Source organism: Bradyrhizobium sp. USDA 3240, from assembly GCF_054063295.1.
The window spans coordinates 186,633-212,034 of the sequence record NZ_JBSSGD010000003.1; the positions used below are offsets into that span (position 1 = coordinate 186,633).

General features: G+C 60.0%; 20 protein-coding genes and 5 pseudogenes. 11 read left to right on the forward strand and 14 right to left on the reverse strand.

Going from position 1 to position 25,402, the window contains the following annotated elements; translation table 11 throughout:
* Positions 1 to 99 precede the first annotated feature (99 nt).
* From ACVIGA_RS43475 to ACVIGA_RS43500, 6 genes are all read right to left on the reverse strand, one after another.
* Entirely contained in the window at positions 100 to 1,893 is a 1,794-nt protein-coding gene (locus ACVIGA_RS43475; RefSeq protein ID WP_224497198.1) for a di-heme-cytochrome C peroxidase, read from the reverse strand.
* A gap of 625 nt (positions 1,894 to 2,518) precedes the next feature.
* Positions 2,519 to 2,740: a hypothetical protein gene (locus tag ACVIGA_RS43480; protein WP_176396393.1), complete on the reverse strand. Its 222-nt coding sequence runs from the start codon at positions 2,738 to 2,740 to the stop codon at positions 2,519 to 2,521.
* A 1,055-nt stretch (positions 2,741 to 3,795) separates the two neighbouring features.
* A complete protein-coding gene (locus tag ACVIGA_RS43485) occupies positions 3,796 to 4,008 on the reverse strand; it encodes a hypothetical protein (protein WP_207841036.1) in 213 nt (70 codons plus the stop codon).
* Between the two features lie 626 nt (positions 4,009 to 4,634).
* Complete coding sequence (locus tag ACVIGA_RS43490) at positions 4,635 to 4,895, reverse strand: hypothetical protein (RefSeq protein ID WP_176396394.1); 261 nt, start codon at positions 4,893 to 4,895, stop codon at positions 4,635 to 4,637.
* A 285-nt stretch (positions 4,896 to 5,180) separates the two neighbouring features.
* Positions 5,181 to 5,411, reverse strand: coding sequence for a hypothetical protein (locus ACVIGA_RS43495; protein WP_224944563.1), 231 nt, complete (start codon positions 5,409 to 5,411; stop codon positions 5,181 to 5,183).
* A 203-nt stretch (positions 5,412 to 5,614) separates the two neighbouring features.
* Positions 5,615 to 6,235, reverse strand: a complete 621-nt coding sequence (locus ACVIGA_RS43500) for a phasin family protein (protein WP_456671084.1) — start codon at positions 6,233 to 6,235, stop codon at positions 5,615 to 5,617.
* 2,989 nt (positions 6,236 to 9,224) lie between these two features.
* Here ACVIGA_RS43500 and ACVIGA_RS43505 point away from each other — a divergent pair.
* From ACVIGA_RS43505 to ACVIGA_RS43515, 3 genes and pseudogenes are all read left to right on the forward strand, one after another.
* Positions 9,225 to 10,087: pseudogene (locus ACVIGA_RS43505) on the forward strand (tyrosine-type recombinase/integrase).
* Between the two features lie 20 nt (positions 10,088 to 10,107).
* Positions 10,108 to 11,334, forward strand: a complete 1,227-nt coding sequence (locus ACVIGA_RS43510; protein ID WP_173643881.1) for an IS91 family transposase — start codon at positions 10,108 to 10,110, stop codon at positions 11,332 to 11,334.
* Positions 11,335 to 11,749: 415 nt separating this feature from the next.
* Positions 11,750 to 13,086, forward strand: a pseudogene (locus ACVIGA_RS43515) (IS701 family transposase).
* 76 nt (positions 13,087 to 13,162) lie between these two features.
* Here the strand turns inward: ACVIGA_RS43515 and ACVIGA_RS43520 are convergent.
* Positions 13,163 to 14,497: pseudogene (locus tag ACVIGA_RS43520) on the reverse strand (IS1182 family transposase).
* 424 nt (positions 14,498 to 14,921) lie between these two features.
* Between ACVIGA_RS43520 and ACVIGA_RS43525 the strand changes: the two are divergent.
* Both ACVIGA_RS43525 and ACVIGA_RS43530 read left to right on the forward strand, forming a co-directional pair.
* A complete protein-coding gene (locus ACVIGA_RS43525; protein WP_371821856.1) occupies positions 14,922 to 15,116 on the forward strand; it encodes a cold-shock protein in 195 nt (64 codons plus the stop codon).
* Between the two features lie 344 nt (positions 15,117 to 15,460).
* A complete protein-coding gene (locus ACVIGA_RS43530; protein ID WP_456666193.1) occupies positions 15,461 to 16,804 on the forward strand; it encodes an IS1380 family transposase in 1,344 nt (447 codons plus the stop codon).
* Positions 16,805 to 17,055: 251 nt separating this feature from the next.
* Here ACVIGA_RS43530 and ACVIGA_RS43535 read toward each other — a convergent pair whose 3' ends face one another.
* From ACVIGA_RS43535 to ACVIGA_RS43550, 4 genes are read right to left on the reverse strand one after another with little or no spacing between them, the layout of a single operon-like run.
* The gene (locus ACVIGA_RS43535; RefSeq protein ID WP_224943706.1) at positions 17,056 to 17,700 is read right to left on the reverse strand and encodes a UPF0149 family protein; all 645 of its coding nucleotides are present in this window, start codon (positions 17,698 to 17,700) and stop codon (positions 17,056 to 17,058) included.
* A complete protein-coding gene (gene tnpC / locus ACVIGA_RS43540) occupies positions 17,697 to 19,247 on the reverse strand; it encodes an IS66 family transposase (protein WP_208067377.1) in 1,551 nt (516 codons plus the stop codon). Before tnpC ends, ACVIGA_RS43535 begins: the two co-directional genes overlap by 4 nt.
* Positions 19,248 to 19,297: 50 nt before the next feature.
* Positions 19,298 to 19,654, reverse strand: a complete 357-nt coding sequence (tnpB, locus tag ACVIGA_RS43545) for an IS66 family insertion sequence element accessory protein TnpB (RefSeq protein WP_176528770.1) — start codon at positions 19,652 to 19,654, stop codon at positions 19,298 to 19,300.
* A complete protein-coding gene (locus ACVIGA_RS43550; RefSeq protein WP_420840936.1) occupies positions 19,651 to 19,959 on the reverse strand; it encodes a transposase in 309 nt (102 codons plus the stop codon). Before ACVIGA_RS43550 ends, tnpB begins: the two co-directional genes overlap by 4 nt.
* A 356-nt stretch (positions 19,960 to 20,315) precedes the next feature.
* On the opposite strand from ACVIGA_RS43550, the gene ACVIGA_RS43555 reads away from it, so the two are divergent.
* The 3 genes from ACVIGA_RS43555 (at position 20,316) to ACVIGA_RS43565 (ending at position 21,584) form a co-directional block, all read left to right on the forward strand.
* Positions 20,316 to 20,696 (forward strand): hypothetical protein, encoded by a 381-nt coding sequence (locus ACVIGA_RS43555; protein ID WP_456671085.1) that lies wholly within the window; start codon positions 20,316 to 20,318, stop codon positions 20,694 to 20,696.
* A gap of 15 nt (positions 20,697 to 20,711) precedes the next feature.
* Positions 20,712 to 21,044 carry a hypothetical protein gene (locus tag ACVIGA_RS43560; protein WP_456671086.1) on the forward strand — a complete coding sequence of 111 codons (333 nt, stop codon included), beginning with the start codon at positions 20,712 to 20,714 and terminating at the stop codon, positions 21,042 to 21,044.
* 255 nt (positions 21,045 to 21,299) lie between these two features.
* The gene (locus tag ACVIGA_RS43565; RefSeq protein WP_456671087.1) at positions 21,300 to 21,584 is read left to right on the forward strand and encodes a hypothetical protein; all 285 of its coding nucleotides are present in this window, start codon (positions 21,300 to 21,302) and stop codon (positions 21,582 to 21,584) included.
* 169 nt (positions 21,585 to 21,753) lie between these two features.
* Here the strand turns inward: ACVIGA_RS43565 and ACVIGA_RS43570 are convergent, their stop codons facing one another.
* Entirely contained in the window at positions 21,754 to 21,975 is a 222-nt protein-coding gene (locus ACVIGA_RS43570) for a hypothetical protein (protein ID WP_176396401.1), read from the reverse strand.
* Between the two features lie 663 nt (positions 21,976 to 22,638).
* On the opposite strand from ACVIGA_RS43570, the gene ACVIGA_RS43575 reads away from it, so the two are divergent.
* A complete protein-coding gene (locus tag ACVIGA_RS43575; protein WP_234633927.1) occupies positions 22,639 to 22,848 on the forward strand; it encodes a transposase in 210 nt (69 codons plus the stop codon).
* Between the two features lie 77 nt (positions 22,849 to 22,925).
* On the opposite strand, the gene ACVIGA_RS43580 is transcribed toward ACVIGA_RS43575, so the two are convergent.
* Positions 22,926 to 23,201: a hypothetical protein gene (locus ACVIGA_RS43580; protein WP_207841041.1), complete on the reverse strand. Its 276-nt coding sequence runs from the start codon at positions 23,199 to 23,201 to the stop codon at positions 22,926 to 22,928.
* On the opposite strand from ACVIGA_RS43580, the gene ACVIGA_RS43585 reads away from it, so the two are divergent.
* Positions 23,185 to 24,918 carry a recombinase family protein gene (locus tag ACVIGA_RS43585; RefSeq protein WP_456671088.1) on the forward strand — a complete coding sequence of 578 codons (1,734 nt, stop codon included), beginning with the start codon at positions 23,185 to 23,187 and terminating at the stop codon, positions 24,916 to 24,918. The genes ACVIGA_RS43580 and ACVIGA_RS43585 overlap by 17 nt on opposite strands.
* Here ACVIGA_RS43585 and ACVIGA_RS43590 read toward each other — a convergent pair.
* Positions 24,856 to 25,071 (reverse strand): annotated as a pseudogene (locus tag ACVIGA_RS43590) (IS110 family transposase); the annotation flags it as partial. The gene ACVIGA_RS43585 and the pseudogene ACVIGA_RS43590 sit on opposite strands and share 63 nt — an antisense overlap.
* 120 nt (positions 25,072 to 25,191) lie before the next feature.
* Here ACVIGA_RS43590 and ACVIGA_RS43595 point away from each other — a divergent pair.
* Positions 25,192 to 25,392, forward strand: a pseudogene (locus tag ACVIGA_RS43595) (transposase); the annotation flags it as partial.
* Positions 25,393 to 25,402 lie beyond the last annotated feature (10 nt).

The following is a 25,402-nucleotide window of genomic DNA, read 5'->3' on the forward strand; positions in this document are numbered from 1 at the left end:
CGCCGGCAGCGAGAACTCGGTGAATGAGGGTCTTTTGCGCAAACGATACTGGAACCGGCAGCAGGCTGGAAGCCGGTCAAAGAGGGGCGCCTAAGCGGGTCACAGTGTCTTGAGGTATTCAAGCAACGCCTTTTTGTCCTGATCGCTCAAACTTGTCCCGTACTCGTGGCCGCATCGGCTATTTCCAGAGTTGATATTGCTGCAGTCCGTCACGGATAGAGTGTCGCTCAGCGGCTCCTGGGTAGCAGCAAGACCAACGTTTTCAATGTCGTATTTCCGTCCGACGCTAAACTGCGATCTGCGCTGCCCTGATGGCTTGAGCAATTCCGCCAGCGTCGGGACCGAGCCGTTATGGAGATAAGGTGCGGCGGCCCAAATACCCTGCAGAACACGGGCCTCGTAGGAGCCCCACGGAGGGAGCTGAGCGTGAGACGCTCGTTCTGCTCCCTGCCGCCTGGCCTTCTTGATTGCTTCCGAGGTGCTGACAGTATCGAAAGCCGTTAGCAGATCCTGCAGCGTTGGCGGTAGCCGCACCAGCCCCAGAGACTCCGGTGTGTCCGACGAGCCCGGATCTGGCGCCGCTGCCACCCGGGCATTGGTTGAAGGGGCGCCGCCGGCCAACAGGTGTTCCGCGATCGAACCAATGACCGAGGTCGCAAGAATGTTAAGAATCTCATCGTTCTCCTTTAGGGGGGCGGTCGCGAAGGGAATGTACGCTCCCTTCAGCACGCCCGTATTCGCTTTCCAGGCGAGGATGTCGTATTCTCGTGTATCGGTACCAACGTTCTGGACCGGAGTTCGCCATGTTTTGACAAATGGAAAGCGTTGCTCTCCGTCTTCTATCCCGTGGCAACCGCTACATCCCGCTTCAGCGGAATCCCTTTCAAAAATCGCTTTGCCGCGCGCGGCTAAAGCAGCGTCAATCGTCCAGGGCCATTTCGGAGGGCCGATCCGCTTCACCAGGTTTTCAAGCTGGCTCAGGCCGTCGAAATTGGTGGAATTATTGTCAAGAAAATTGATGATCGCGCCCTGGCGCTTCGGCTCGAACGTAGCGAATACTCCCAGAACCTCGCCAACGTTCCGAGCCAGCCCCAAGATGTCATTTCCATTTTTTGCGAAGCCAGGCCATTGCGTCTTATCTTGCCGCGGCGAATTCCAGAGGAATGGGTATCTCACGGGAGCGTCCGCGGTTTTCATGTTTCCCGGGATCATGAAGTCGGGCGGCGGGCCTATGTCCAGTCCGGATATGCGGTTGAAAATCATCCCCACAGCGTCCAGACGGCCAACTCCCCAGCCGGTCTTGGGCAGCGCGCGCACAATAAGCGTGTGAAACCGCAAGTACCACCCCTCGACCTGCCGACGAAGATCCGCAACGTCGGCCGCGTCCGGCGTTGTGGACCGCAGGACAGCTGCAGCAAACGGAGCGAACGAGCTGTCACTGGCAATCACGTCGCCCACAGCCTTGTCCAGATCGCCAAGCAATGCGTAGAAGTCTACAAACGCCGGACCGCCATCCACCCGATACATCTTGCCATCAGCTTCGATCTGGCGCGTGTGACAGGCTGAGCAGGTCATTCCGACGACCTGGAAGTCTTGAGGGCCAGAAGCGTGAAAGCCGACGGGAAGATTGGCCGTGTTTGCAGGATTCGGTAGATAGCCGTACCGTGACAAACCATCCGCGAGGAATGGCTGTCCGTTCCTTTGCTTCAGCGCCTGCATCCAAGACAACGTAATCAAACGCGAGCCCTGATCGCGCGAATAGAAGTCAGCTCTCGCTGCCGCGGTCCAATCCACACCCTGGTCAAGATAGATGGGATTGGCGTCGGTGCCTTGAGCATCCGATTTTGTCGTGACGACAAACGTTAAGGCGATCAGAAAGAGAGTGCGGAGCATCGTGTGTCCTACCGCTTCTATTGTCGCAACAGCCCGAGGCAACTTTCGCCGGAATCCGCGCCTTTTCCGGCAAACCTGGGCTTGCCTTTCGGCCTGCAGGTTCGGCCTGCAGGCCATCGGATCATTGGTTATCAAAGGGCGCTATCCAACAAACTTCAACTACCAAGTCTTGGGGGAAGCAACTGCATTCGGAAAACGATCATCGCGTCGCCCTGGATTTGTCGGAGGCATACAGGCGTGCGGCATCGCAATTGCGGAGCCTCACTGCCACATTGGTTCCGAGAGATCTTCCCGATGTCGATCTGGAATGGCGCAGGATCGACCAAAACGCTCTTCAAGGCGCCGCTCACTGATCGACAATCTTCCGGTGAGAACGACGTGCAAACTAGGCCGGTGAAGCGCGCGAGCAATGACTGACGGGCTAAAGAAACGTGAGGCGTGACCGTAAAGACTTGCTCAGCGAATTGAACAGGAATCGCGGCCGCAATCTCGCTGCCGAAGAGTTTGAAGCGGTCGCGAACCTCACGCTTCGCCGAGGAGTTCGGGAGCGTCAAGCTGGCCCACAGCTTCGCGGTCGGTTCAAGGTATTTGACGGTGCGTGTCGAAGGGCTCGACGGAAGGCAACTCAGCGGCACGGAGGGCTAAAAGGCGAAACAGTGACCGATATCCACGAAGAAGCGTATTCTGGAATGATACCGTTCACGCCGAGATATTTGATTTCCGCGGCCAGGTTCATTTTGCCCGCTTTGATGGCTGCACCTTCGTGAAATGCACCATCGTGCTTGATAGCAGCGCCGAACAACTCGCCTTCACCGGCTGCACGTTCAAGGACTGCAACATCGATCATATCGACGCAGACGAGGCTCGCGGAATTGTTGTCCGTGACAACTTTTTCGATCGCCCCATTGCGGAGCGTAAGGCCGATTTCGAACGACGCTTGGCTGAAGCGCTGAATCGGCGCCTAAAGTCCTAAACGCCGAACGCTTAGCCATGGAGCTTCACGCCACCAACGACATGCGGGGCGATCTCCGCGCCGGCTCCATCAATTACCGCACTCGACTCGGTTACCATTGTCCGGGTCGCCCCGGCATAGGCTGAGGCCGGAGTAACTTAGTCGCCCGCGACCCTAGACCTCGCGGCACAGCTCCCCTACTCATTGGGGAGTACCGGAGTCATACGGATGGCGAAGGCGCGCCCCCTCATCCATACTTTGTCCAAGTCAGGATTTTGCATACACCCTCCTGGGCTAGAGCCAACGCCGTCCGCATGTATTTCAAGCGGGCGGCGTTGGGCTGTGGATCGACTGTAGCGCATGCGATTAACTGCGTGCGCCCTCTCTGTGGTCGCCGATCTGGTACGATCAGCGGCTATTTTTGGGCATCGTGCGCCGGTCATGCTGCTCACTGGGCGCAGGCGCAAGGGAACCATCCGCTTGGACGATCATCTTGCGCGAAAGAGGCGCGCCCGACAGCGGAACAGCCGATCGCCCGACCTGCGGCGGACATGTGCGAGCAAACGCGGCGATTAAGCGCTGGCGGTGACGAGCTCTCTCCACGGCCGTCTCGACCGCCTTCTCTTGGGCTCGCAGCGCGGCGCGGTATGCGCGTTTACGCTGGCGGTTCCATTCTTGCACGTCTGTCACAAGCCAAGCTGCCTCTCCGGCGGAAGTGCTCGCGCATGGAAGTTGGGCCGTTCCGCCCAACGGACGATCGTTGCAGGTGTAATCTTGAAGTGCGCGGCCAATTGAACCGCTGTCATGTAATTCCGGTCAGGTCGATGGAAGGCGGTCCGACGTCCGGGATGATGTTGTCATTGCTATCTGTCATCGCTCGCAGCCACCCTGACCAAGTCATCAACGAACAAAGCGCGATTGTCGAGCTTACCGTTCATCGGCTTGCCCTCTCATGAGCGAGGCTCCTGATGCGCCGCGTCGCAGATGATCTTGATCGACCTAAAGAGTGTAAGCGGATGTTTGCGTACAAGCTCTGTGCTCGTCTTCGCGAACTCGTCCGGGCCTCCTTGCTGGCGGACGATCTCCCGAAGTGCGGCCAGCTTCTCAGGGTCGGCGGAGCGAATAGCTGCCTCGAAAGCCGGTATAAATTCCAGCCTGTCCATTGCAACACATTCCTTATGAAGAAAGCTCCGGTTTTGAAGGCGGCCTTGGTGGCGGCCTGGTCGCCATAAGCTCCGCAATCGCGGCAAGTACGACGCTCGTATCGGCCTTTCCTTCGGACCATCCCTTCAGCGCCTCTATCGCGTTCTTTAAAGCCTCATCACGGGTCACGGAACAATCTCCACAGCCCCCCTGTGGCCGGCCGCGCGGCCTGCGACTCCGAAAGAACGCGCGGGCATTTGGAGACCGCCCGCGCGGAGTTTGCTACGTCAAGCTTGGTCCGTGTTGCGTGAAGATAAACAGCCAAGCCGATAAGCCTCTCAACAACTCGCATGCCACGGCACCGTGCAGAAGTAGAGCCAAACGGCGCGGTATCGACAGAGCACAGTGAGGCCGACGCGACGGAAAAGCGTGCGGGCGACTGCTGACGACCGCCCGCACGCCGTCGCACCTCAAACAGACCTGGCCCTCACGAGGGTCAATCAATAAGCGGCCAAGCCATAGACTGCTCAGCAACGCGCGTGCCAGACGACCGGAGAGTAAACGGCGCAATCCCGGTGCACTTCTCGTGCGACTTTCAGACATGCACGCAGTCAACCCGACGCCGTTTGAACGAAACCAGACGTGGCTAATGACGCCGAGAGGGCGCGGGGATTGGATGATTGCCATCGTGTATCGCGATCAGTTCGCCGGGCTCCAAACCGAGCTTTTGTAACTGCTCTTTTTGAAGCGGACAGTTAAGCATTCCGGCCCTTGCGCCGCAGTCGGCTATCGTCATCCTCACCGCTTCCGCCGGGTCAGCGACGGCAACCGCGTATACTACGTGTCTGAATTCTTCGTCGTCGCCATCTTCCTTGAAGACAGCAGCAGTCACTAACCAACCGTCCATCTTGCTGCGCTCCGGGAACGCGAAGTAGGCGTTGTCTTCACCTCATTGCATAAGTATTGCGACTACTATGATGCCGATGGAGACCAGGCCCATGAAAATCACGCAGCCTAGGTACGGTAGGTCGCCGCGCACTACACAGCTCCAGACGCGAGGACGGAGCGTGCACTCCGGGGACACGATCAACCTGCACAATTCGGCCCGCTGCGTTCGACAGCCTGACACGGCAATCCGAGTCCCAACAACTACTGGCTTGCATAGGTGCATGGCCCGGACGACAACGCCGCCCTAGCGAAGCTGGGCTTCAGCAACTTTGTCGAATTCCAAAGCGAACCCTGGATATCTGCAGCATTTGGATGCCGGACTGCCTCTGACTTTGAGGTAATCCTCGACTTTAGGACCAAACCGCGGCTTTATCTGCAGCACGTAGCGAATGTCGAATAGTAACTGAGCAGAGACCTCATTGGCTCGTTCGCGCAATTGACGCACGACGACGTCCAGCTCGAAACGGGTTTCCATCGGTTTCTCGATGACAGGAGGCTGCTTGCGGCCGCAAAGCGAATGACACCTCTCCAACGCCTTCCTCCGGAACGCAGAGGCGCGCTGAGCTTGGCGGAAACTCCCGGTCCTTCCAGGATCATCCGCCGCGAAGGTACGACTTCCAGCGCAAGCCGGCCACGATCGTCGGAACCGCGATTTGCGTTACTCGCTGTTTCGCAGGATTACTGTCCCGGTCGCACGTCTGTAGAGCGTGGCAGGTTTGTCTTGGGCCCTAACCCCTGCAAACGCATTATCGTCTGCTTGGCCAATTCCCCGTGGAGCCTATGGATCTTCTGAGAGCCAGCAATGAGAGTTTCATGAGTCTGTTTCAGGAAATCGGTTTGAAGCTCAAGAGCTTCGTAAAACGATCGCGCGCCCGCCAACTTCTCGAAAAACGACTTGGTGTGTTCGAAGGATTTTTTGACATAGTCAGCATAGTTTTTTGCGATTTCTTGATAGCTGACCGGCGTTGTTTCCGCTGATACGATCCGGCCGTTCGAAGAGGTGTCAGTCGAAGAGGTGTCAGTTGACGCGAACTGCGCGCCGATCTCCTTCGGCGTGTGCTGCAATTGATCTGGCGGCGGGCCCTCTTGTTGACCCGATTTCCGCCTCTGCTGTGCAGTTTCGTCGCTCTGCCGATCCGCGTTCGGGTTGCCCTTGCCGGATTTTCGTGGTGTCTCGCTCTGGTCTGGACTCATTGCTAAATCACTCCGTGGTTTGATATCAATCAAGTTGCAAACCTCCGCCATGCTCACGCTGGCATCATGATTCCGATCGGCTCCTTGTGCGGCGATTTGCTTCATTTTAGCGGACCTCTTCTACGCTGCCGCTCGGCCGGCTCCGAAAGCGGCGCGTCATAGTACGCCTGTCCTCATTGGACATCTCGCTCCCTCGCCCGCGCATTGCCGAAATCGCTCGGTCGTCCCACAGCAATTATCAACCGGGGTTTGCTCCCACTGCGATCTGCGAGAAGTTCCTATCCCTGAGAGCACTGGGAGTAAGGTTGGCATCGGCCGGTTCTCTCCAAGACCTCCCGACTTCGATCCACCTGCTTTTTCGAGCCAGCAAGGTGTCAAGCATCCTCCTCCAGCAATGCCCCAGGTTTGGGGGACCAAGTGCGCTACTTTCGAGAGCTTCGAGATAATGCGTTCGACGGTCTGTCCGTTCTGCGCTCGCCAGATCGATTTGACTTTATGGATGAGGGGATTGTCGTTGGCGCGAACACCGTTGCTTCTGAGGGCCGAGTCAGCCACACAGACCAGCAAGAGGCCGAGACAGAACCACAGCACGCGTTTTCTTGGAATTTTTACCTGCCGCCCGGATCCATCTGTTCTCTCTGTGAGGCACTAATCCTACGCGGATCACAAACACGCTGTTACGCAGCATTGAAAGTTAGCAGCGACGTGACAAGACGCCCGTCGGTATCGGCCGAGCAGACGCCGTCCTTGGCTTATGTCACGCGCCGCTAACCTCACTGGCCAGCCACGGCCTCAACTTGCGATGGTAGCCATGCCTGAGGGAGGGTGCCCTCGGCACGTCGAGGGTCAGCATTCTTCGTGCCAGGCAATAGTCGACAGTTCGTACCGTATTTGTGTTGGCTTTGTCTGCTTTGCGACTTACTCAGGTTGTGGTCCTTGCACTCAGGCCTGGCCGCGGCGGCGTCATGTTGACCTTATCCTCTCCGCAATCATCGACCCGTGCAAGCGACTCTTTCGCTGCAGCTCAGACATGGATGAAATCCCTTTGGCGCCGTCATCGACACTGTTTCAGTCGGCGCCGTTGCCGCAAGGCCGACGCGATCGAAGCCCGCACCAGCGAGGCACACCTTTTCTATCGCCATTGAGCATTCACTGCGCAATCTTCGTTGGCACACCCTTTGCTCGTCAAGAAATAGCAATAGTGGTCTTTGTGGAGGCCAAAGCTCCCTAAAATCAGTTGCTGCGGTCGAAAAGACAAGGTCGATTCGACGGCGGTGCTGAGCGCTGAGCGGGCGGATGCTTTGGCGCAGTTCGTCACACTTTCCAGATTGAGATGTGCTTGAGCTTATATCGAGAAGAAGTATCGGGTGAATTAAGACGTCGAGAACGAAGCCATTGTGATTGACAGTGCACCAGAGCCAATGTTGTCCGCCCGCGATCGAGAGCGCGCTGGCGGACGCGGTCAGAGAGCACGTTGCCGAATTTCCGTCCCCAGCGGCGCGTGGTTTCATAGCTAACCTCCAATGCCACGCGGCGACACTTTGTCGGGGAACGCATTCCCAGGCTCTCTGACGCGATTATATCGGACTCTAATCCCGCACAACCTTGACGCAAAAATGGCGACCAAAAGTAGCGCGCTGGCAAGCGCCCTACGCGCTGCGCAGGATTCTGTCTCGTTCACCGTTTCCCGCTTCTTCGCGATGTACTCGGCGATCTCGGCAAGATCTTCGCGCCCGGACATGTAGGCAGGGACCATGTCCTGCAGATGCGCCAGGATTCGGAAGAAGGTCGGACTGACGCAGGAGGGATTTGCCCTGCGCTTCTCTGTAAAGCTGGCCGATCCTGCGAGATCGGCAGCAAGGGCAATATGCTCCTGATCAGACCGAGCGCGCCTATTTGACGATTATCGACCGTGATCCGGTCGCGGTGGAGCGCCCGCTCCCGCAAGAGTGTGAAGCCGCCTGAGTGGCAGGCACAGCGGCCGACTCAGACACCCGGCAAACCATACATCCGAGCCTGCCGGCTATTTTTCGTTGACGGTCGAAGTGTGGCCATCGAGGCCGATCGCCGCGTGCTCGGCCTTCACGGCATAGCGCCAAACCAAATCGCAAGCGCGAAGACGACCAAGAGGGAGACAGCGATGATCGCTTCACGGGCCGACATTCGCTTCATGGGCGTACGCCTCTCCGCGGGGATCAAAGTCCCGGCAGGTTGCACACCCCCGCCGAGGGTTGCAACCTACCGAAAGCGGTAGACCGAGCGGACATGGCCCGCGCGGCCCAGCTAATGCTCAAATGAAAAAGGGCTTATACTGTTACTTCACCTTACCGCCTCTCGGCTCAATGTGTCGCAGCACGGATGCTCCGAGTTCCTGGGTTTGCTTGTTCGATAGCTTGCTCGGCGTGGCCGTCGCAACGCCTGCAAGGCGCTTGATCTTCGATGAAGTGATTGGGTGTACGGTCTTGAAGGGCGAGGTAGACGGTGGCTTTTTGGCCATCTGGCATTCTCCGACTGGGTTGAACGAATCGTCAGAGTATACCTTCTCGCGAGCACAATCGGCAGTCATCCCGCAGCGGCCTGCAACGACCGGGACCGGAAAAAGCCAATATGGCGTCGGCAACTCTACTGCCAGCATGCTGGGTCGGAAGACGCGTTGCTCACTCTCGCACCCAACCCTCGGCTTGCCCGCGCCCTCGACTGTCACATATTGCGGGACGTTGTTGACCGCACCGAGACACTCACCGGCTGTGCAATCGAGCGCGCTTATTACGAAGCGGGTGACCCAAGGCGTGGCTGAGTGCAAGCGAGCCTTGGCCCTGGATCACAATCTGGCTGATGCTCACGAGATGATGGGCATCGCGAAATCCTGTATGGGTTGCAGCGCCGGTACCGAGTCGCACGTCAACGAAGCATTCACAATCGATCCGTCATTGAAGGGACCTAGTATATTAGCGGTCGGCAGATTGCTCGCAAGCAGCCACAAATTGATTGAACGAAGCCGCTGCCGCGGCGTAGGGGGCAAGGTGGCATAGATCGCCTCCTGGCTGAGAGGATGTGGGTGTTGGAGCCCACCCCCTCAGACAGGAGTATCGAGATGGCCGATTTGAGCCCTCTTCGCCGCCGCATGATCGAAGACATGACCGTCCGCAATCTGTCGCCGGCGACGCTAAAGATCCTACATCAGCGCGGTTTCGAAGTTCAGCCGCTATTTTTGGCCGATCGCCTGACCGGTTAGAGCTGGAAGACGTCCGCGCCTTCCAGGTGCATTTGGTCTCGACCGGCATCTCATGGCCGGCGCTGAACCAGATCGTCTGTGCGCTACGGTTTTTCTACGGCGTCACGCTCGGCGAGGCGCTCATCCCAGAGCGCATTCCCTATGCGCGAAAACCGCGCAAGCTGCCGGTCGTTCTCAGCGCCGACGAAGTGGTTCAGTTTCTTGAAGCGGTATCGAGCCTGAAGAGCCGCGCCGCGCTCACCACCGCCTATGCGGCCGGGCTCAGGGCCTCGGAGGTTGCGGGACTGCGGATCGAAGACATCGACAGCGCCCGCGGCGTCATCCAGGTGCGCCACGGCAAGGGCGCGAAGGATCGCAACGTGATGCTGTCGCCCCAGCTGCTGGGCATCCTGCGCATCTACTGGCGGCTCGCCCGGCCGCGGCTTTATCTGTTCCCTGGTCGTGACGAAGATCATCCGATCGATCAGACCGTGCTGCATGCCGCCTGCCGGTCGGCGGTGAAGGCTGCGGGCCTGACCAAGCGCGTCACGCTGCACACGCTGCGCCACAGCTTCGCGACACATCTTCTCGAGAACGGAACCGATATCCGGATCATCCAGGTCTTGCTCGGGCACAATAATTTGTCGTCGACAGCGCGCTACACGCAGGTCGCCACCGATACGATCCGAGCGACGCAGAGCCCGCTCGATCGCCTGTCGCTGGAGGTGACGCCACCTGGATGACCCGCAGCGGGATGCGGGTCATGACCCGCTCCGACATCCGCTCCAACAGGCCCGCCATCGAGATTGCCGATATTCTGTGCCGGCATGGCGACGCCTATCGCCGTGTACATGCCGGTCATCTGGGGCGGGTCAAGCGGCGCGTGATGAGCGCGATCGTTGCGTGCCGGACCGAGGCGCTCGGCGGCCACATGCAGGCTTGCGACGACTGCGGCACGACACGCGTTGCCTATAATTCCTGCCGCAATCGGCACTGTCCGAAGTGTCAGGGGAGAGCCCGAGCCGCGTGGCTCGCCGCGCGTCAAGCCGACCTGCTTCCGGTTCCCTATTTCCACGTCGTCTTTACACTTCCCGCACCGATCGCCGCGATCGCTTTCCAGAACAAGGCCGTCGTCTATGCCATCCTGTTCAAGGCTGCCGCCGAGGCGATGACGACGCTCGCCGCCAATCCACGCCGGCTCGGCGGTGCGATCGGCGGCGTCGCCGTCCTCCACACCTGGGGACAGACGCTGATGCATCATCCCCACGTCCATTGCGTCGTTCCGGGTGGCGGCCTCTCGCCCGATGGCGCGCGCTGGACCGCTTGCCGACCGAACTTCTTCCTGGCCGTCAAACCGTTGTCCAGACTATTTCGCACACTTTTTCTCAAACGTCTGTCGGCAGCCTTCAACTCCGGTGCCTTGCGTTTCTTCGGCGATCTCGGAGCTCTGGCCGAGCCGGCTGCCTTTGCGGCCCACCTCGACGCCATGCGACGCATCAACTGGGTTGTTTACGCCAAGCGGCCCTTCGGCGGACCCGCACAGGTCCTGGCCTATCTCGGCCGCTACACCCATCGCGTCGCGATCGCCAACAGCCGGCTCGTCGCACTCGACGACGATCATGTCGCCTTCTCATGGAAGGACTATCGCCAAAACAGCGCGACAAAGATCATGAATCTCAAGCCCGATGAGTTCATTCGCCGTTTCCTGCTTCATACGCTGCCTGACGGCTTCCACCGCATCCGCCACTTCGGCTTCATGGCCAACCGCCATCGCGCTGCCAAGCTCGCCCTTTGCCGCGAACTTCTCGATCATGAGCGAACAGCCCCAAACGATGGCCAGCCGTCGCCTGTGGATTCGGAGGCTCAAACCTGGGCCGAGGTTCCTGCCTGTCCCGATTGTGGTGGCGTCATGCGCATCATTGAGCGCTTTCGACATAGCTTCAGACGCTCCAGCCCTCGAACATCACCGTTCCGATGCGACACATCGTGAGCCAAGTCATGTCGTGCACGACGATCATCATTCGTCATTTCGCTCCCAGCGTCTCGATCATCGCGGACGATGTCGAATCCGTGCTGTCACACTGCGCGACAACAACCGTCCGATGCAGCAAAAGGCCTATCGCGATCTCAGGCGAAGCGCGTCTGATCTCAACTCTTCCAGGATGCGCACTCCTGTGTCTCTGCCTCACGCGCCGAGCCAGCAGATCGGGCATGGCGATCTCGAACAATCCCCATAGCTGCAAAACCGCGAATAGCCTCCCGCGCCTTCGTTCAATCCGGCTTCAATGAGGTCGCGTCATAAGCGCCTGCCGCGCCCTCGCGTGAGCGCGACCTCACAGAACCCTCCAGATTCCCGAATCGGATTTTCAATGATTCATGGGCGGTCGGCTTTTGGAGGGCCGACCATGGTGAACACGACGCCGAAGTGGGAAGACGAGCTTGGACGCTGGCTCAAGCCATTCCTGGATCGCTTGGGTCACAGGGCTCGGCGAAGGATGTGTCCGCTTTATATCTCGGGACTGATTGGACCAGGCGATCGCACGAGCATCCAGCGGATGGCGGCGCGTCTGGCACCGGGTGACTATAACCAGTTGCACCACTTCATCGCTGATGGCGTCTGGGATGCGACGCCATTGGAGTCGGAATTGCTGGTTTAGGCCGATCGCCTGGTCGGCGGCAAAGATGCGGTGCTGGTCATCGACGACACCGCGATGCCGAAGAAGGGCGATCGTTCGGTTGGTGTCGCTCCGCAATATGCCTCGTCTCTCGGCAAGACGGCCAATTGCCAAACATTGGTGTCGCTGACGCTTGCGCGGGGTGAAGTGCCGGTCATGGTGGCATGACGTCTCTTCGTTCCCGAGAGTTGGACGAGTAATCCGGTGCGTTTGAACCGCGCCGGTGTTCCAGTCGAGCATCGCGTAGCGCGAACCAAGCCAGAGATCGCGTTGGCCGAGATTGATCGCGTGATCGCAGCCGGTGTTCGCTTTGGCTGTGTGCTGGCAGATGCTGGATACGGTCTCAGCGCGCCGTTCCGTCAGGGGCTCACGACACGCGGCCTGGCCTGGGCCGTCGGTATCCCTCGTCACCAGAAGGTTTATCCGGTCCGGGTTAAACTGATCTGGCCGGTCGCCGGTCGAGGTCGTCCCCGCAAGCGGCACATTCCCGATGTATTGTCGACGGCGGCCGAAGACATGCTGGCCAATGCCAAGTGGCAAAATGTGAGTTGGCGAAACGGGACCAAGGGGAGGTTGGAAGCTCGCTTCGCCGCGGTTCGCGTGCGGACCGCGGATGGACCTCCGCAGCGGATCAAGGACATGGGCCAGCAGCATCTTCCGGGAGACGAAGCGTGGCTCATCGGTGAACACAGGGCGTCGGGAGAGACGAAGTATTATCTCGCCAATCTGCCGACCAAAACGGACCTGCGCACGTTAGCTGCCACGATCAAAGCCCGATGGAGTGGCGAACAGGCCCATCAGCAGTTGAAAGAGGAACTGGGGCTCGATCACTTCGAGGGACGGTCCTGGCAAGGCCTCCATCGTCATGCTCTTATGACCATGATCGCTTACGCATTCCTCCAGTATCGCCGTCTCGCACAAGCGGGGCGGAAACAAAGAATCAGCGGTCCTCCGCCTCAACCGAGCCTGCCGGCCGTGCGCCAAACCATCGTCGAACTCATCGTTCGACCACGACCTCAGCGATGCCCGTACTGCAGAAGACAAATCGGCGAAAAGCAACGGCGTGAATAAATCTGCCAAAGTAGTGCTAGGAGCCCGTCCAGATATGTTTTCGTGACGGGCATTTGTTGTAGAGTAGCAGGCTCAGGCTGCGTTTGCGAGGTTGAACAGCTTGAGGAGGTTATGGACGGTGCAGATCATTGTCCACTCGGCGCGCACTTTCTCGATGCCCCGCAACAGGAACTGGCGGAAGCCTCTTGCCTGTTTGATCTGTCCGAACACCGGCTCCACCACTGCTTTCGCAATCGGTAGGGTGTTTCGAAGCCGCCATCGTCGATCTTCTTTCGCATGGCCTGTGTCAGCGGGCCGCCGACTTTTCCGTTCGCTACTGTCGGGTGCTTGGCGCGTCCGGGCGCGACATAGCCATCGATGCTGCGTGTGTCGAGCGCTTCGAGATTGGCTTCGCTGCAGTAGCCGAAATCCGCTGAGGCCTGCCGCGGCTTGCGGCCAAGATTGCTCTCGATGGCCTCGATCAGGGGCACCAACTGGCCCTGATCGCTGCCGTGCTGGGTCAGTTCTTGCGCGACAATGATCTGGGCATGTGCATCGACGGGCCGCCTGGGCATTATAGGCCTGAACGAAGCTATCCTTCGACTTCATGATGCGGCTTTCCGGATCGGTGAAGTTGCGTTGCGCCTTGGGATTGGGTTCCTCCGATGGCAGCGCCGCCGGTTTGCCCGGCTTCTTGCGGCCTTCGGCCTGGCGCTGCTGTTCCTTTTCGGCCTCGATGCGGTGCTCTTGCTCCGCCGCCAGTTTGGCGTCCGCTTCCAGCGCCGCCATCGCTTGCCGGATCTTCGCCAGCAGTTTCTGCTTGTCGACGGTCCAGTCCGGCAGTTCGTCGCTGTTGCCGAAAGTCTCATCCTCCGAGGCATCCGCCGCCTCGGCGGCCGCCAGCATGCGAGCGACCTCGGCCTTCAATTCCGCCTCGCGCTTCTTCATGCGCTCATAACTCATCGCCTTGTGTTTCGACGCGTTCGCCTTGATCTTCGTACCATCCAGCGCGACATGACCGAGCTTGACCAGCCCGGCCGTCTCGCACAACTTCAGAACCTGCACGAATAGCGCGCCGAGCGCCTTCAAATGTCGCTTGCGAAAGTCGCTGATCGTCCGAAAATCCGGCGCATCCAGCGCCACGATCATCACAAAATCGTTCCGCTCCCGGCAGGCCTTGGCAATCCGACGCGACGAATACAGCCCACTCGCATAGCTATGCAGCAGCAGCGCCACCATCATCCGCGGATCAAACGGCGGCTGCCCAAGCCCGCTCACATAGCTGCCCATGATCTCCCTGAGATCGAGGCTCTCCCGCACCAGATCAACCATAAACCGCGAGACATGGCCTTTCGGCACGAAGTCCTGCACATTCGGCGGCAGAAGCAGCGTCTGATCGACGTTCCAAGGCCGAAAATACTTGCTCATCGCCCAATGTTGAATCAGACCCGACCAGATTTGAACAGCGACTATCCAGACAAGCTCCTAGCTAGGAGCCTTGCTCATCTCACGCATACGTGCGGCGAGTTGTCGTACTTCGTATGCAATGTCGAGCTCGCGACATCGTTGGCGGGCGCCGAACAAGTGTTGGCTTGCTTTCAGACAGAAAGCATCCACCGTGCGTGCCCCTTGCGCCGTGCGTCAAGTTTACTGCGCCTGCGCGGACCGTCAGGTGATTGGCTCGGTTTTTGCTGCACTACTTGCCAACAGCCTGCAGTTCCTCTGCTTTGTCGGATTGTCCACTGAAGCTCACTCATCTCAATAGAGACTCCGGTCAACAGCACTCCGAGCCGCCAACTGAGGCGGCTTAGCTTCGAGGGGAAGGAAGTTGAGATCAAGGCAATCAGGAATAGTGACGAAGTGGGTCGCCGATCGCGGCTTTGGGTTCATCAAGCCCGACTCAGGGGGCGACGATGTCTTCCTGCATATTAAAGCGCTGCCACTCGGCTCGGAGCCTCAGGAAGGCACGCGCGTAACCTACGATGTCACCAATGACGCCCGCAGCGGTAGGTCGCGGGCGGTCAACGTGCACACACGGTCGCAGTGAGATAGCAAAAACACGCTGATGCACAACTAGTCCCCAGCTGGAAGTTTATGATTTAAAAACCAAGAAAATCGCAATGACGGCCACAGCCGTTGCAGTTCACGCGTTACTCGCCACGCCCGGCCAGGCCATTGAAACCTACGATATCAGGGATTCGAACGGTGTGCCGTTCATGCGGGTGCGGATATTCGGTACCGGCGACGGCCCTTACTGTTGCGGTGAAACTAGCCCGTCTTATTCATCAGCGGCTTGTTGAGAGGCTGGCGAGCGTGGCGTAAGCCGCTGAGGTGGCGTAGGATTCGGTTGCTGACACCCACCCTCCGCGCATCCGGGCCGCCACACTCGCCATGACCGACGATACGAGTCTGCCGTTCTCATTTCCAGCCGTTTCCCGCAAGAAGATCACAGCCTCGTTCGACGGCGGCAAGCTGACGTCGGATGGCGGCGTCATGCTTCTGGCCATGGCGGACCGGCGCCTCGGCTTGGCCGCGAAGTTGTCCTGCGTATTCCCCGAGCGGCGCGATCCGGGACGCATCGTGCACAGCCTTGCGGATATGATCCGCGCCCGCATCTTTGCCATCGCGTGTGGCTACGAGGATGGCAATGATCTCGATCGTTTACGCGGCGATCCGGCGTTCAAGCTGGCTTGCGGCCGACTGCCGGACACTGGCCGGGATCTGTGTTCGCAGCCGACCCTATCGCGCCTGGAGAATGCACCACACCTGCGCGAGGTGATCCGGCTGAGCTCTGTGCTGGTTGACCTATGGATGGACAGCTACGCGCGAGCGCCGAGCGCAATCACGCTCGACATCGACGACACGGTCGACGTGGTGCATGGCCGTCAGCAACTCTCGCTGTTCAACGCCCATTATGATGAACACTGCTTCCTGCCGATCCACGTCTACGACACCGAGCACAGCCGGCCTGTTGCGGTCATCCTGCGCCCCGGCAAGACGCCGAGCGGCCGCGAGGTGCGGGCACACCTGCGCCGCCTGGTTCGGCGCATTCGCCGGCGCTGGCCCGATACGCGTATCACCTTCCGCGGCGACAGCCATTACGCCGGCCCCGAGGCGATGACTTTTTGCGAGCAAAACGGCGTCGATTACATCTTCGCGCTAGCCGGCACGAAGCCGCTCGCCAGAAAGGTCGACGAGGTCTGTGATGCAGTTCGAACCGAACGTGCGATCGAGAACAAGATCGTGGTTCGCGGCTACACCGAGACCCGCCACGCGGCCGGCTCCTGGCATCGTGAGCGCCGCGTCGTCGCCCGCATCGAGGCAACCCAACAAGGGCTCGACGTCCGCTACGTCGTCACCAGCCTGGATATCGGCTCGGCTGAGTGGATCTATGACAGCCTCTATTGCGCTCGCGGACAGGCCGAGAACCTGATCAAGCTGCACAAGACCCAGCTCGCCTCCGATCGCACCAGTTGCCGCTCGGCGCTCGCCAACCAGGTCCGCCTCGTCTTCCACACCGCCGCCTATTGGCTCATCCTCGCCGTGCGCGATGCCATCCCAAAGCCGCGCGATCTGGCAACGGCCGAGTTCAACACGATCAGGCTCAGGCTTCTCAAGATCGCAGCCCGCGTCATCGAGACCGCCACCCGCGTCCGTCTCGCCTTCGCTGCGGCGTGCCCCAACGCCGACCTGTTCCGCGGCTTGGCAAACGCTCTGGTCCCGCAAGCACCCTGACGCGCGGGGCATGAGCCCCGGTCACCCCGCTGCCGTCCTCCAACGCGTTCACGAAGTCGGGTCGAAAAGCGGCGAAAAAGCCGAAGCGTTCGCGCGCGCCTTCACCCCGACCGGAAATGTTCCAGCTGCCCCGCCCGGCAATCATGAATAAGACGGGCTAGGAAGCCTGAGGCTTCACTGCGCAATCTGTCGCGAGGGGAAATAGATCAATCGTAAACGGTGCGAGAGGGCCACGACTTGGCGCGGACGGCCTACGCACCGCGCTTGAAGCGTATAGGCATCCAGAACTGCCGCAGGGCCTCAACGGCTACGGGAATGTCGCGCCGGACGTTTTGAGCGACGGGCAGCGTTCCCAGCGTGTGCCGGGCCGGGGGTAGCAAGGGCCGACCGGCGTCGTCGATGCAATGGACCAAGATCGGCCGCAGCATAAGGTGTTCGGTTCCGTTCGGGGAGAGAAGCCGCGACCAGACGAGAAGCCGAAGCTTCATGACGGCGTAGAAGCCCATGCACCAGGGCTGCGGGTCGACTTCGCCGTCCGGTGATCGCACGAACAGCGGCTCGAAGCTCTCCGGTCCCGTCGACAGCGTCTCGCTGATTGCGTTGTGGCGCATCAGCGTGGCGGCGATCGCCGAGAACTCCTCGGTGTCGTGATTGAAGGCGTCGGGATCTACGCCGAGGAGCGGGCACACCCATTCCTCGGACGCCATCGAGACCGGCCCGGCAACGACCGCGGCCACCGCGCCGTCGAGCATGGAGAGCGACGTCGCCCGCGGATGCCGAAGCGTCGGCGACCTGGCGCGCTCGCTGATCCATTGCCCGAGCCGTTCGAACGACATGGCATAGTCCGCCATCGTCGTCTTGGCCCGTTTTCCTCGCCGTTGCTTCGGCTTCGTCATGCCACGGCCCGCTTTTCGGCTTCGCGTGCGGCCTTCCAGTTCCAGGCCAGAAGTTCGTGCAGCTGGTTGGTCTTCGTGGCGCCGCTCACCATGCGATCGAGAACGTCGATGAGATACGCCTCGGGGTCGAGACCATTCAATTTCGCTGTGTTAAGAAGCGAAGCGAGTATCGCCCAAGTCTCGCCCCCGCCTTCGTCACCACTGAACAACGAGTTCTTTTTTCCGATCGCAATGGGCCTGATCGATCGCTCGACCGTGTTGGTGTCCGGCTCGAGCCGCCCGTCATCCAGGAACGCCGTCAGGCCCTGCCAGCGTTCGAGCATGTAGTCGATCGCCTTGATGAGCGTCGAGCGGCGGGAGATCCCGTCCTTCACCGCGATCAGACGGATCCTCAACGCTTCCATCAGCGGCTTCGTCTCGGCCTGTCGCGTCGCGCGGCGTTCCCCGGCGTCGAGACCGCGGATCCTCTCCTCGATCGCGTAGACGGCCGCAATGCGCTCGATGACCTCCGCGGCGAAGGGTGAGTTCGTCGTCTTGTGCACCCTCACGAAGTTGCGGCGCGCGTGAACGAGACAATACGCCAGCTGGATCTGGCCCGACATCTTCGCATCGCCCGCCAGCGAGGCGTAGGCGGCATAGCCGTCGACTTGCAGCACGCCTTCGAAGCCGGCCAACTGCGCCACGATCTCCTTCTTGCCGCGACCACCTGCGAACACGTAGGCGACCGCCGGCGGCGCCGGCCCCTTCCACGCCCGATCGTCCGTCGCGTGCGCCCAGAACTGGCAGATCCTCGTGCGGCCGCGTCCCGGATCGAGCACTGGCATCGGCGTCTCGTCGCAGAACAGCCGCTCGAAGCCGTGCATAGTCTTCAGTTGCAGATCGTAGAGGCCCCTGACCAGCCACGCCGCGCTCCCCATCCAGCGCGCCAGCGTCTGACGGTCGACGACGACACCCTGACCCGCCAGGATCTGCGTCTGGCGGTAGAGCGTCGATTGCCAGGCATATTTGGCCGCGGCGATATGCGCGATCAGCGCCGTCGTCGCCATGCCGCCCTCGACGAGCCGCGCCGGTGCCGGGGCCTGGACAATCGCGCCCTCACAGGAGCGGCAGGCGTATTTTGGACGGATCGTGCGGAGCACACGCAGCCACGCGGGAACCCGATCGAGCGCTTCGCTGCTCTCCTCGCCGATCCGATGCATCTGACCCGTGCAGCACGGGCACCGCGTGGACGCCGGCTCGATCACCCGCTCGATCCGGGGCAGATGCGCCGGCAGTGCGCCGATGTTGCGCCTCGCTTTGCGCCGCTTCGGTCTCGGCGCGTCCGGTTTGTCGTCATTGGCCGGGAGCTGTGAGCCGGCGGTCGGTTCCAGATCAAACGCGATCTGTTCGGCGCAGACGATCGCCGAGCGCTCCGATCGTGCGCCGAAGATCAGGCTCTTCAACGTGGCGATCTCTGCGCGCAGATCATCGTTCTCGCCTTCGAAAGCCAACACCATCTCGGCAAGAGCTGCAGGGTCACAGGGGAGATCTTCGGGGCGAAGCGCCATATCGCAGAGCTACACGAACACACTCACAATCGCCAGCAAAACAAGACGCTTCAGGCAACCTTCGTCGGCCGCTTCGTCACCTTGGGGACCACACGCGACCACTCCGCAAGACCTTCAATCAGCATCGCCAGTTGCGCCCCCGTTACCGGCATCGTACCCTCGTGAACAGGTGGCCAGGCGAAGCCCCCATTCTCCAGCCACTTCGTCGCTAGAACCATTCCCGAGCCGTCAAAAACCAGTAACTTCAAACGATCCGATCGCTTCGATCGGAAGACATAAACGTCACCGCTGTAGGGCTTGCCGCCCAATCCCTCCGCTACCAGCGCGACAAGGCCATGAACGCCTTTACGAAAGTCAATCGGCTGCGTCGCGACGAACACACGGACCATTGGACCGAAAGAGATCATCGCGTCGATCTCACCGCCGCCAGCACGCGCTCCAGCGTCGCAGTGTCGACGCGGACAGGCACGCGCACCGTCGCGCCCGCGATCATCACCTCGATCCGCTCGGCCGGCCCCGTCAGAACATGCGCCTTATCGATCGCGTTCGGCTGCGCCTCGACGGCGGCGTCGAGCCTGACTTGCACGAACTGCGGCGCTTCGCTCGACGCGAGCCGCGCCTGGCGCCGCCACACACTGAGCAGTCCCCGGTTCACCCCGTTGCGTCGAGCCACCTCGGAAATGCTCGTCTCCGGATCGGCGCTCTCGGCCACGATCCGCGCCTTCTCCGCATCGCTCCAACTGCGCCGTCGCCTTTCCCCTGTGATCACCTCGATCCGTTGATAGGAGGCGGCATCATGCCTGTCTTGATGTCTGTCTTGATGCATGGAACGAGCGTCCCTCGCGTTGTCAAATCCACGCGCGAGTCTCGCTCATCCCGTCCACTTAAACGAGGTGGGGTTGTCGTACCGCTATCGATCAATCACTGGCGGCAATTCGGGATTGGGCTGAAATCATCAAGGTCGTACATGGTCAATCGCCGGCCAGTGTCAATATCGGCGGGTTTCTCGATAACAACGCACATGCCTCTATCCATACGTCCAGCGATATACAGGGTGCCGGCACCAAGGTGCAGGCGGCACTCACCGGTCAGGATCCGGGCAAACCGATCTATGGGGCGCATGGCATGATAACAATCGGCGAGACGGGTGTTTCATCCGAGGCATGTATCCCATCGCAATTGTCGATGACGCCGCAGGCGAATCTGACAGCCGTTGTGTTTCACGAGGGCGCACATCAGCTCGGTATCGGCAGTAGTATTTTCGCCTATTTTGCACACTCACCGTATTTCCCTGACGCGATAAATGCTTGGACGAGCCATTTGTACGATGACAATGGCAAGCAGGCTAAGCCGGGACAGGCGATTTATTGTTCCGGCTGCGCGAACTCGCCAGCTGACGAGGTTTTGATCTGTGGCACGATCAAGGCTATTTCGCCGGGAAGCATGTGAATGAAGTGCTAGCCGGTGGCCATGCCCGGCATTCCGGTGCGAGCGATGAGGGAGAATGGTCAGCCGGATATACCGTTCGCGTCGCATACCGAGCATAAGAACAGTTTGATGAGCCACCAGAGATACCGGAACTACACCTATCTGATGGAGGCGGAGATCGCAACGTTGCAGGATCTCGGCTACATCATCGATCAGCGCAATTTCTTCAGTTACTCCATCTACGGCAACGGCCAGACTCTGGTGAATGATGACCCCTTCTTCGCCCGTAACGCTGACGGCACCGCCTATCTCGCGAATACCTACAACCCGGCCACGCTCGGACTAGGATTGCACGTTTTATGGCAGTAGCAACACCGTGGTTCAGCGCGCCGACCTGCTTTCAGGCGGAGCCGGGGGCTCTGGCATCCGTGTCGATGGCGGAAACAATTCGATAACAATCCTGCCCGGGACCCGTGTCTATGCGGACGGCGCCTATGCGCGCGGCGTCATGTTCGCCTATGGCAAGGATCACACATTCACCCAGCGTGGCAACGTGCAGGCTCTCGGCGAGGCAAGTTTCGACTTTGGCAACAACCCGCTGGCAATAACTTCGAATATCGTGGCTTGTATATTCGCACGATGGACAGCAAGCCGGCCCCGATGCTCGACGAAATCCACGGTCCGATCGTCAGCACGTTCGACCTGACCGGACGTCTGGCTGGCAGTTATGCAGCGATGTACATGTCAGAGAATGGTTATGCGAGCCAGATCAATGTGATGCATGGTGCGGCGCTGTCAGGGACATTTCAGGAGCAGAGCCAAATAATCAGGAACGCCATCGGGAGGCCGGCACCCAACGCGCCGCCGATCGTCAACGCAAACGCCGAAATCAAATTTGCATCGGCCTGAGGCTCACGCCCAGACACGCCGTTACTCCACGAGACCCCACGGGCATCGCGTTCAGCGCTGGCAGGTGAGCGAACCAGTGCTTTGGCAGCATCAACACGCGACGCTTTCTCAGCTCGCCACTGGTAGTCGTCAGCTAGGGCTTTAAGCTGACCCGCAATCGCTCGGTCGGTCATGGTTTGGGCAGCGCGGAGCAAAGTCTATGCGGTTTGTAAGTATTCCTTGCCTCGTTGTAAGCTGAAGCTCCCGCCCACGCTAGGTATTCCGCGCCCGCATCTGTCAGATAAACTTGGCCATCCAAGCCAATCACCGCATAGCCTACCGCCAGCGCGCTCCACATCGGCCCCCAGGACAAGGAGATCATCTCGAACAGCAATCCGGTGAAAATGGTCATGCGACGCGGCTCTCCTTGTGTCTGGAACATCACAGAGCCCTCGCGCGGTTCTCAGGCGCCTGGTCTAAGGCGATGTGGCGCCAGGGTAGCCAACCGCGGTCACTTGCCCGGCGCGTTCTGAAGCGATCGAAACACTACTTGGAACAAATGGGGCGCCATGAGTAGTACCGGACGAGACCACACGTGCCATCACAACCTGCGCATCGCGCGGCTCTACCAGATCCAAGATTATCGGAGCAATTGGGCATTGTAGTCTCCTCTTGGTATTATCGTCCCTGTTCGTCGATCGTCCGTTTTCACCTCCTACTTCATGAGCCTGTCCGCTTTTCCAACGCTGCAGCCTAGGACGATTGCGATCAGAGACTCAATTGAACGTAGGTAATCGTCGGGCATCCAAGGGGGCCACGGAACGATACGAAGGTTTACGGCGCGCGCCCTTAAAACCGACCATTTCCGCAATGGGGCGTAAGCGCCACGCTGAGCCGCTCAGGCAGCGTGAGCTATGCGGGAACCTGGGTGATGACGGAATGAGAGCTTGCGCGCCACCTCGGACACCTGGGCACCAGGTAATCGCGCGGCCGGTGCCGATCTGAAGATTTACATCGCGACGCGGCCGATCGACTCCGCTGTGGCCACGATGGGCTTGCGGCGAAGGTGCGGGAGATGCTTCGTCTCGACCCGTTCAGCGGCGCAGCCTTCGTGTTCCGATCGAAACGAGCCCAACGCCCGACATTCTGCATACAGTCTTCGAAGCGCGACAATTGCATATCCGTGGCTTCCCCGTTTTGGACGAACGCTTCAAGTCGCACCGTTCCGACGCGGCAAGGATTTGAAGTGCATCTACACGGAGGAACGCCGTGGGTTTATTCGTGAGGTACCCAACTGGATGTTCGACAAAAGCTATTGCTCCGGCATGGCGCTTGGACCGCCGTGGGTCAGTATTGAGGGGCTCAACGAATTTGCTGCTGTTCTGAAGCTTCTGGGCGCGACTCAGGCGTCGGGCGCACAATCCCGTCCTTCTTTGAAGAGGGAGAAAGGACGTGCGGAGAAAAAGCCAATATCGCGAGCCGATGCAACTGGGTCTGGATCTGCGTCTTCGGATTCCCCAGAACCCGCTGGGCGCCAATCCCAAAGGTCTGATCGAGGCGCTCGCCGATCTGTTGCTGGAAGCGGCTGGCGTCGAACCCGCTCAGATGTCGGGAGGTGACCATGAGTGTCAAGATCACACGTGATCACCTCGACCGCGCCGCCGTCGTCTATGTTCGCCAATCGACAATGTCCCAAGTTATGGGGAATCTCGAAAGCCAGCGGCGGCAATATGACTTGGCGCAGGCCGCGGAAACCGCCGGATTTAAGTCGGTGGCGGTAATTGACGATGATCTTGGCCGCTCAGGCTCTGGCAGCACTCAACGGCCCGGATTTGAGCGGCTTGTGGCGATGGTTTGTTCGGGTAACGTCGGTGCCGTTTATTGCATTGAGGCGTCGCGGCTGGCGCGCAATGGACGCGACTGGCATCACTTGATCGACCTATGCGCCCTCGCGGGCGCGTTGGTCATTGATCCCGACGGCGCCTATGATCCGCGGCTTGTCAACGACCGCCTGCTTCTCGGACTGAAGGGAACGATGTCGGAGTATGAGCTGAGCCTGCTTCGCCAACGTGGAATCGCCGCTCGGGACTCTAAGGCCAAGCGCGGCGAGTACCGCTTCATGCTTCCACCTGGATTTTGTTGGAGTGAACTCGGCAAGATCGAAATGGATCCCGACGAACATGTGGCGGGATTGGTTCGACTCGTCTTCACGAAGTTCCGCGAGCTCGGTAGCGCCCGGCAGGTCTTTCTTTGGCTGCGTGCTGCCGACATCAAAATGCCTGTGGTTCTAAAAAACGTTCAAATCTACAAGCTCAGCTGGAAGGCGCCGGCCTATCACACGGTGATGCAGATCCTGCACAATCCGCTCTATGCTGGCGCCTATGCGTTTGGCCGAATCGCCCAGAAGACACGGATCGTGGACGGTCGCGCCCGCAAGGTCAGCGGGTTCAAAAAGCCGCGGGAGGAATGGAATGTTCTCCTGCGCGACAATCATCCCGGCTATGTCAGCTGGCAGGAGTATGAGGACAATCAGAGGCTGCTGCTGGAAAACGCCCACATGAAGAAGAACTGCTCGCGAAAATCGGCGCGCGGGGGACGCGCACTTCTGACCGGATTGATGCGGTGCGGCCATTGCGGGCGGATGATGCGTGTGTTCTACGGCCAGGCCAAGGGGAATGCCCATCGTTATCAATGCCGCGGCGATGACGCCCATGTCGGCGCTGGCCTATGTATCGGCATCGGCGGGGTGCGGGTCGATCGTGCGGTCGCGCTGCAAATCCTTGAGGCCGTCTCCGATCGGGCTGTTGAAGCAGCGATATTGGCGTCCGACCAGGTTGAGCGCTCAAGACAAGAGGTCATCACGGCCGTCGAACGGGAGCTTGAAGTCGTACGCTACGAAGCGTCTCTTGCGGCACGCCGATACGAGCTTGTGGATCCGGCCAAGCGCCACGTTGCCCGCGAACTCGAGGCGCGCTGGAATGGCGCATTGGAGCGGGTTGCCGAGCTTGAAGGTCGTATAAAGGAGCTGCGCACCGCATCGGCGGAAAGTCCCAAGATCGACCGCGCCCTGCTTCTGCAACTTGCGCATGATCTTCCGCGGGTTTGGAATGCACCGTCCACGGACACGCGCACCAAGCAGCGGCTGGTTCACATTGTGGTCCGAGAGATTGTTTGCGATCTCGATGAGGACACCAACGAGGCCGTTCTGCTCATCCACTGGACCGGCGGCCGGCACACGGAGGTTCGCGTTGCTCGCGTTAAGACGGGCCGATATCCGGGGGATATGGCGCCCACTGCCGTCGAGCCGGTCGACCCGGTCCCTGGCGACGCGAACTGCTTCGACCATTTCTTGTAGCGCGATCTGATGTGCGGGGTGGTCGAACTGTTGTTCCTGGAGCCAACGCAAATAGCGCATCGTCCAGCCCTTTTTGCGGGGGTAGCTGCGGCCATGCTTGAGCATGAAGGCGCTCACCTGCTGCCGGTGGATCCGCAGCGTCTCAACGTGAGCGTCATGCGGAGACCACGCGCTGAGGGTTGATCTGGTCGGCTAGGAAGATCTCGCGGAATGGTTTGTCGCGAGGTCACAATGTCAAAGGATAGTCGTAAGGATAGCGATAAGGATAGGCATATGCCTATCCTCGAACACGGCGCCGACACGCTGCAGCGTGTCGAGATCATCACCGGGACGGGCCGACGTCGGCGCTGGTCGACCGATGCGAAGGCGGCGATTGTTGCGAAGAGTTTTGCGCCGGGTGCAAGCGTGTCCGCAGTGGCGCGGCGACACGACATCAGTCCAAGCCTGTTGTTTCTCTGGCGTCGCCAGGCTACGCGGGCGCAGG

What these genes read in the sequence shown, in the direction of transcription:
- ACVIGA_RS43510 (WP_173643881.1), top strand. Translation starts at nt 10,108, where the DNA reads ATGACCCGCTCCGACATCCGCTCCAACAGGCCCGCCATCGAGATTGCC.
- tnpB (WP_176528770.1), bottom strand. Translation starts at nt 19,654, where the DNA reads ATGATCTCTTTCGGTCCAATGGTCCGTGTGTTCGTCGCGACGCAGCCG.
- ACVIGA_RS43585 (WP_456671088.1), top strand. Translation starts at nt 23,185, where the DNA reads ATGAGTGTCAAGATCACACGTGATCACCTCGACCGCGCCGCCGTCGTC.
- ACVIGA_RS43475 (WP_224497198.1), bottom strand. Translation starts at nt 1,893, where the DNA reads ATGCTCCGCACTCTCTTTCTGATCGCCTTAACGTTTGTCGTCACGACA.
- ACVIGA_RS43570 (WP_176396401.1), bottom strand. Translation starts at nt 21,975, where the DNA reads ATGACCATTTTCACCGGATTGCTGTTCGAGATGATCTCCTTGTCCTGG.
- ACVIGA_RS43530 (WP_456666193.1), top strand. Translation starts at nt 15,461, where the DNA reads ATGACCGACGATACGAGTCTGCCGTTCTCATTTCCAGCCGTTTCCCGC.
- ACVIGA_RS43490 (WP_176396394.1), bottom strand. Translation starts at nt 4,895, where the DNA reads ATGGACGGTTGGTTAGTGACTGCTGCTGTCTTCAAGGAAGATGGCGAC.
- ACVIGA_RS43575 (WP_234633927.1), top strand. Translation starts at nt 22,639, where the DNA reads ATGCTTCGTCTCGACCCGTTCAGCGGCGCAGCCTTCGTGTTCCGATCG.
- ACVIGA_RS43535 (WP_224943706.1), bottom strand. Translation starts at nt 17,700, where the DNA reads ATGACGAAGCCGAAGCAACGGCGAGGAAAACGGGCCAAGACGACGATG.
- ACVIGA_RS43500 (WP_456671084.1), bottom strand. Translation starts at nt 6,235, where the DNA reads ATGAAGCAAATCGCCGCACAAGGAGCCGATCGGAATCATGATGCCAGC.
- tnpC (WP_208067377.1), bottom strand. Translation starts at nt 19,247, where the DNA reads ATGGCGCTTCGCCCCGAAGATCTCCCCTGTGACCCTGCAGCTCTTGCC.
- ACVIGA_RS43495 (WP_224944563.1), bottom strand. Translation starts at nt 5,411, where the DNA reads ATGGAAACCCGTTTCGAGCTGGACGTCGTCGTGCGTCAATTGCGCGAA.
- ACVIGA_RS43480 (WP_176396393.1), bottom strand. Translation starts at nt 2,740, where the DNA reads ATGATCGATGTTGCAGTCCTTGAACGTGCAGCCGGTGAAGGCGAGTTG.
- ACVIGA_RS43485 (WP_207841036.1), bottom strand. Translation starts at nt 4,008, where the DNA reads ATGGACAGGCTGGAATTTATACCGGCTTTCGAGGCAGCTATTCGCTCC.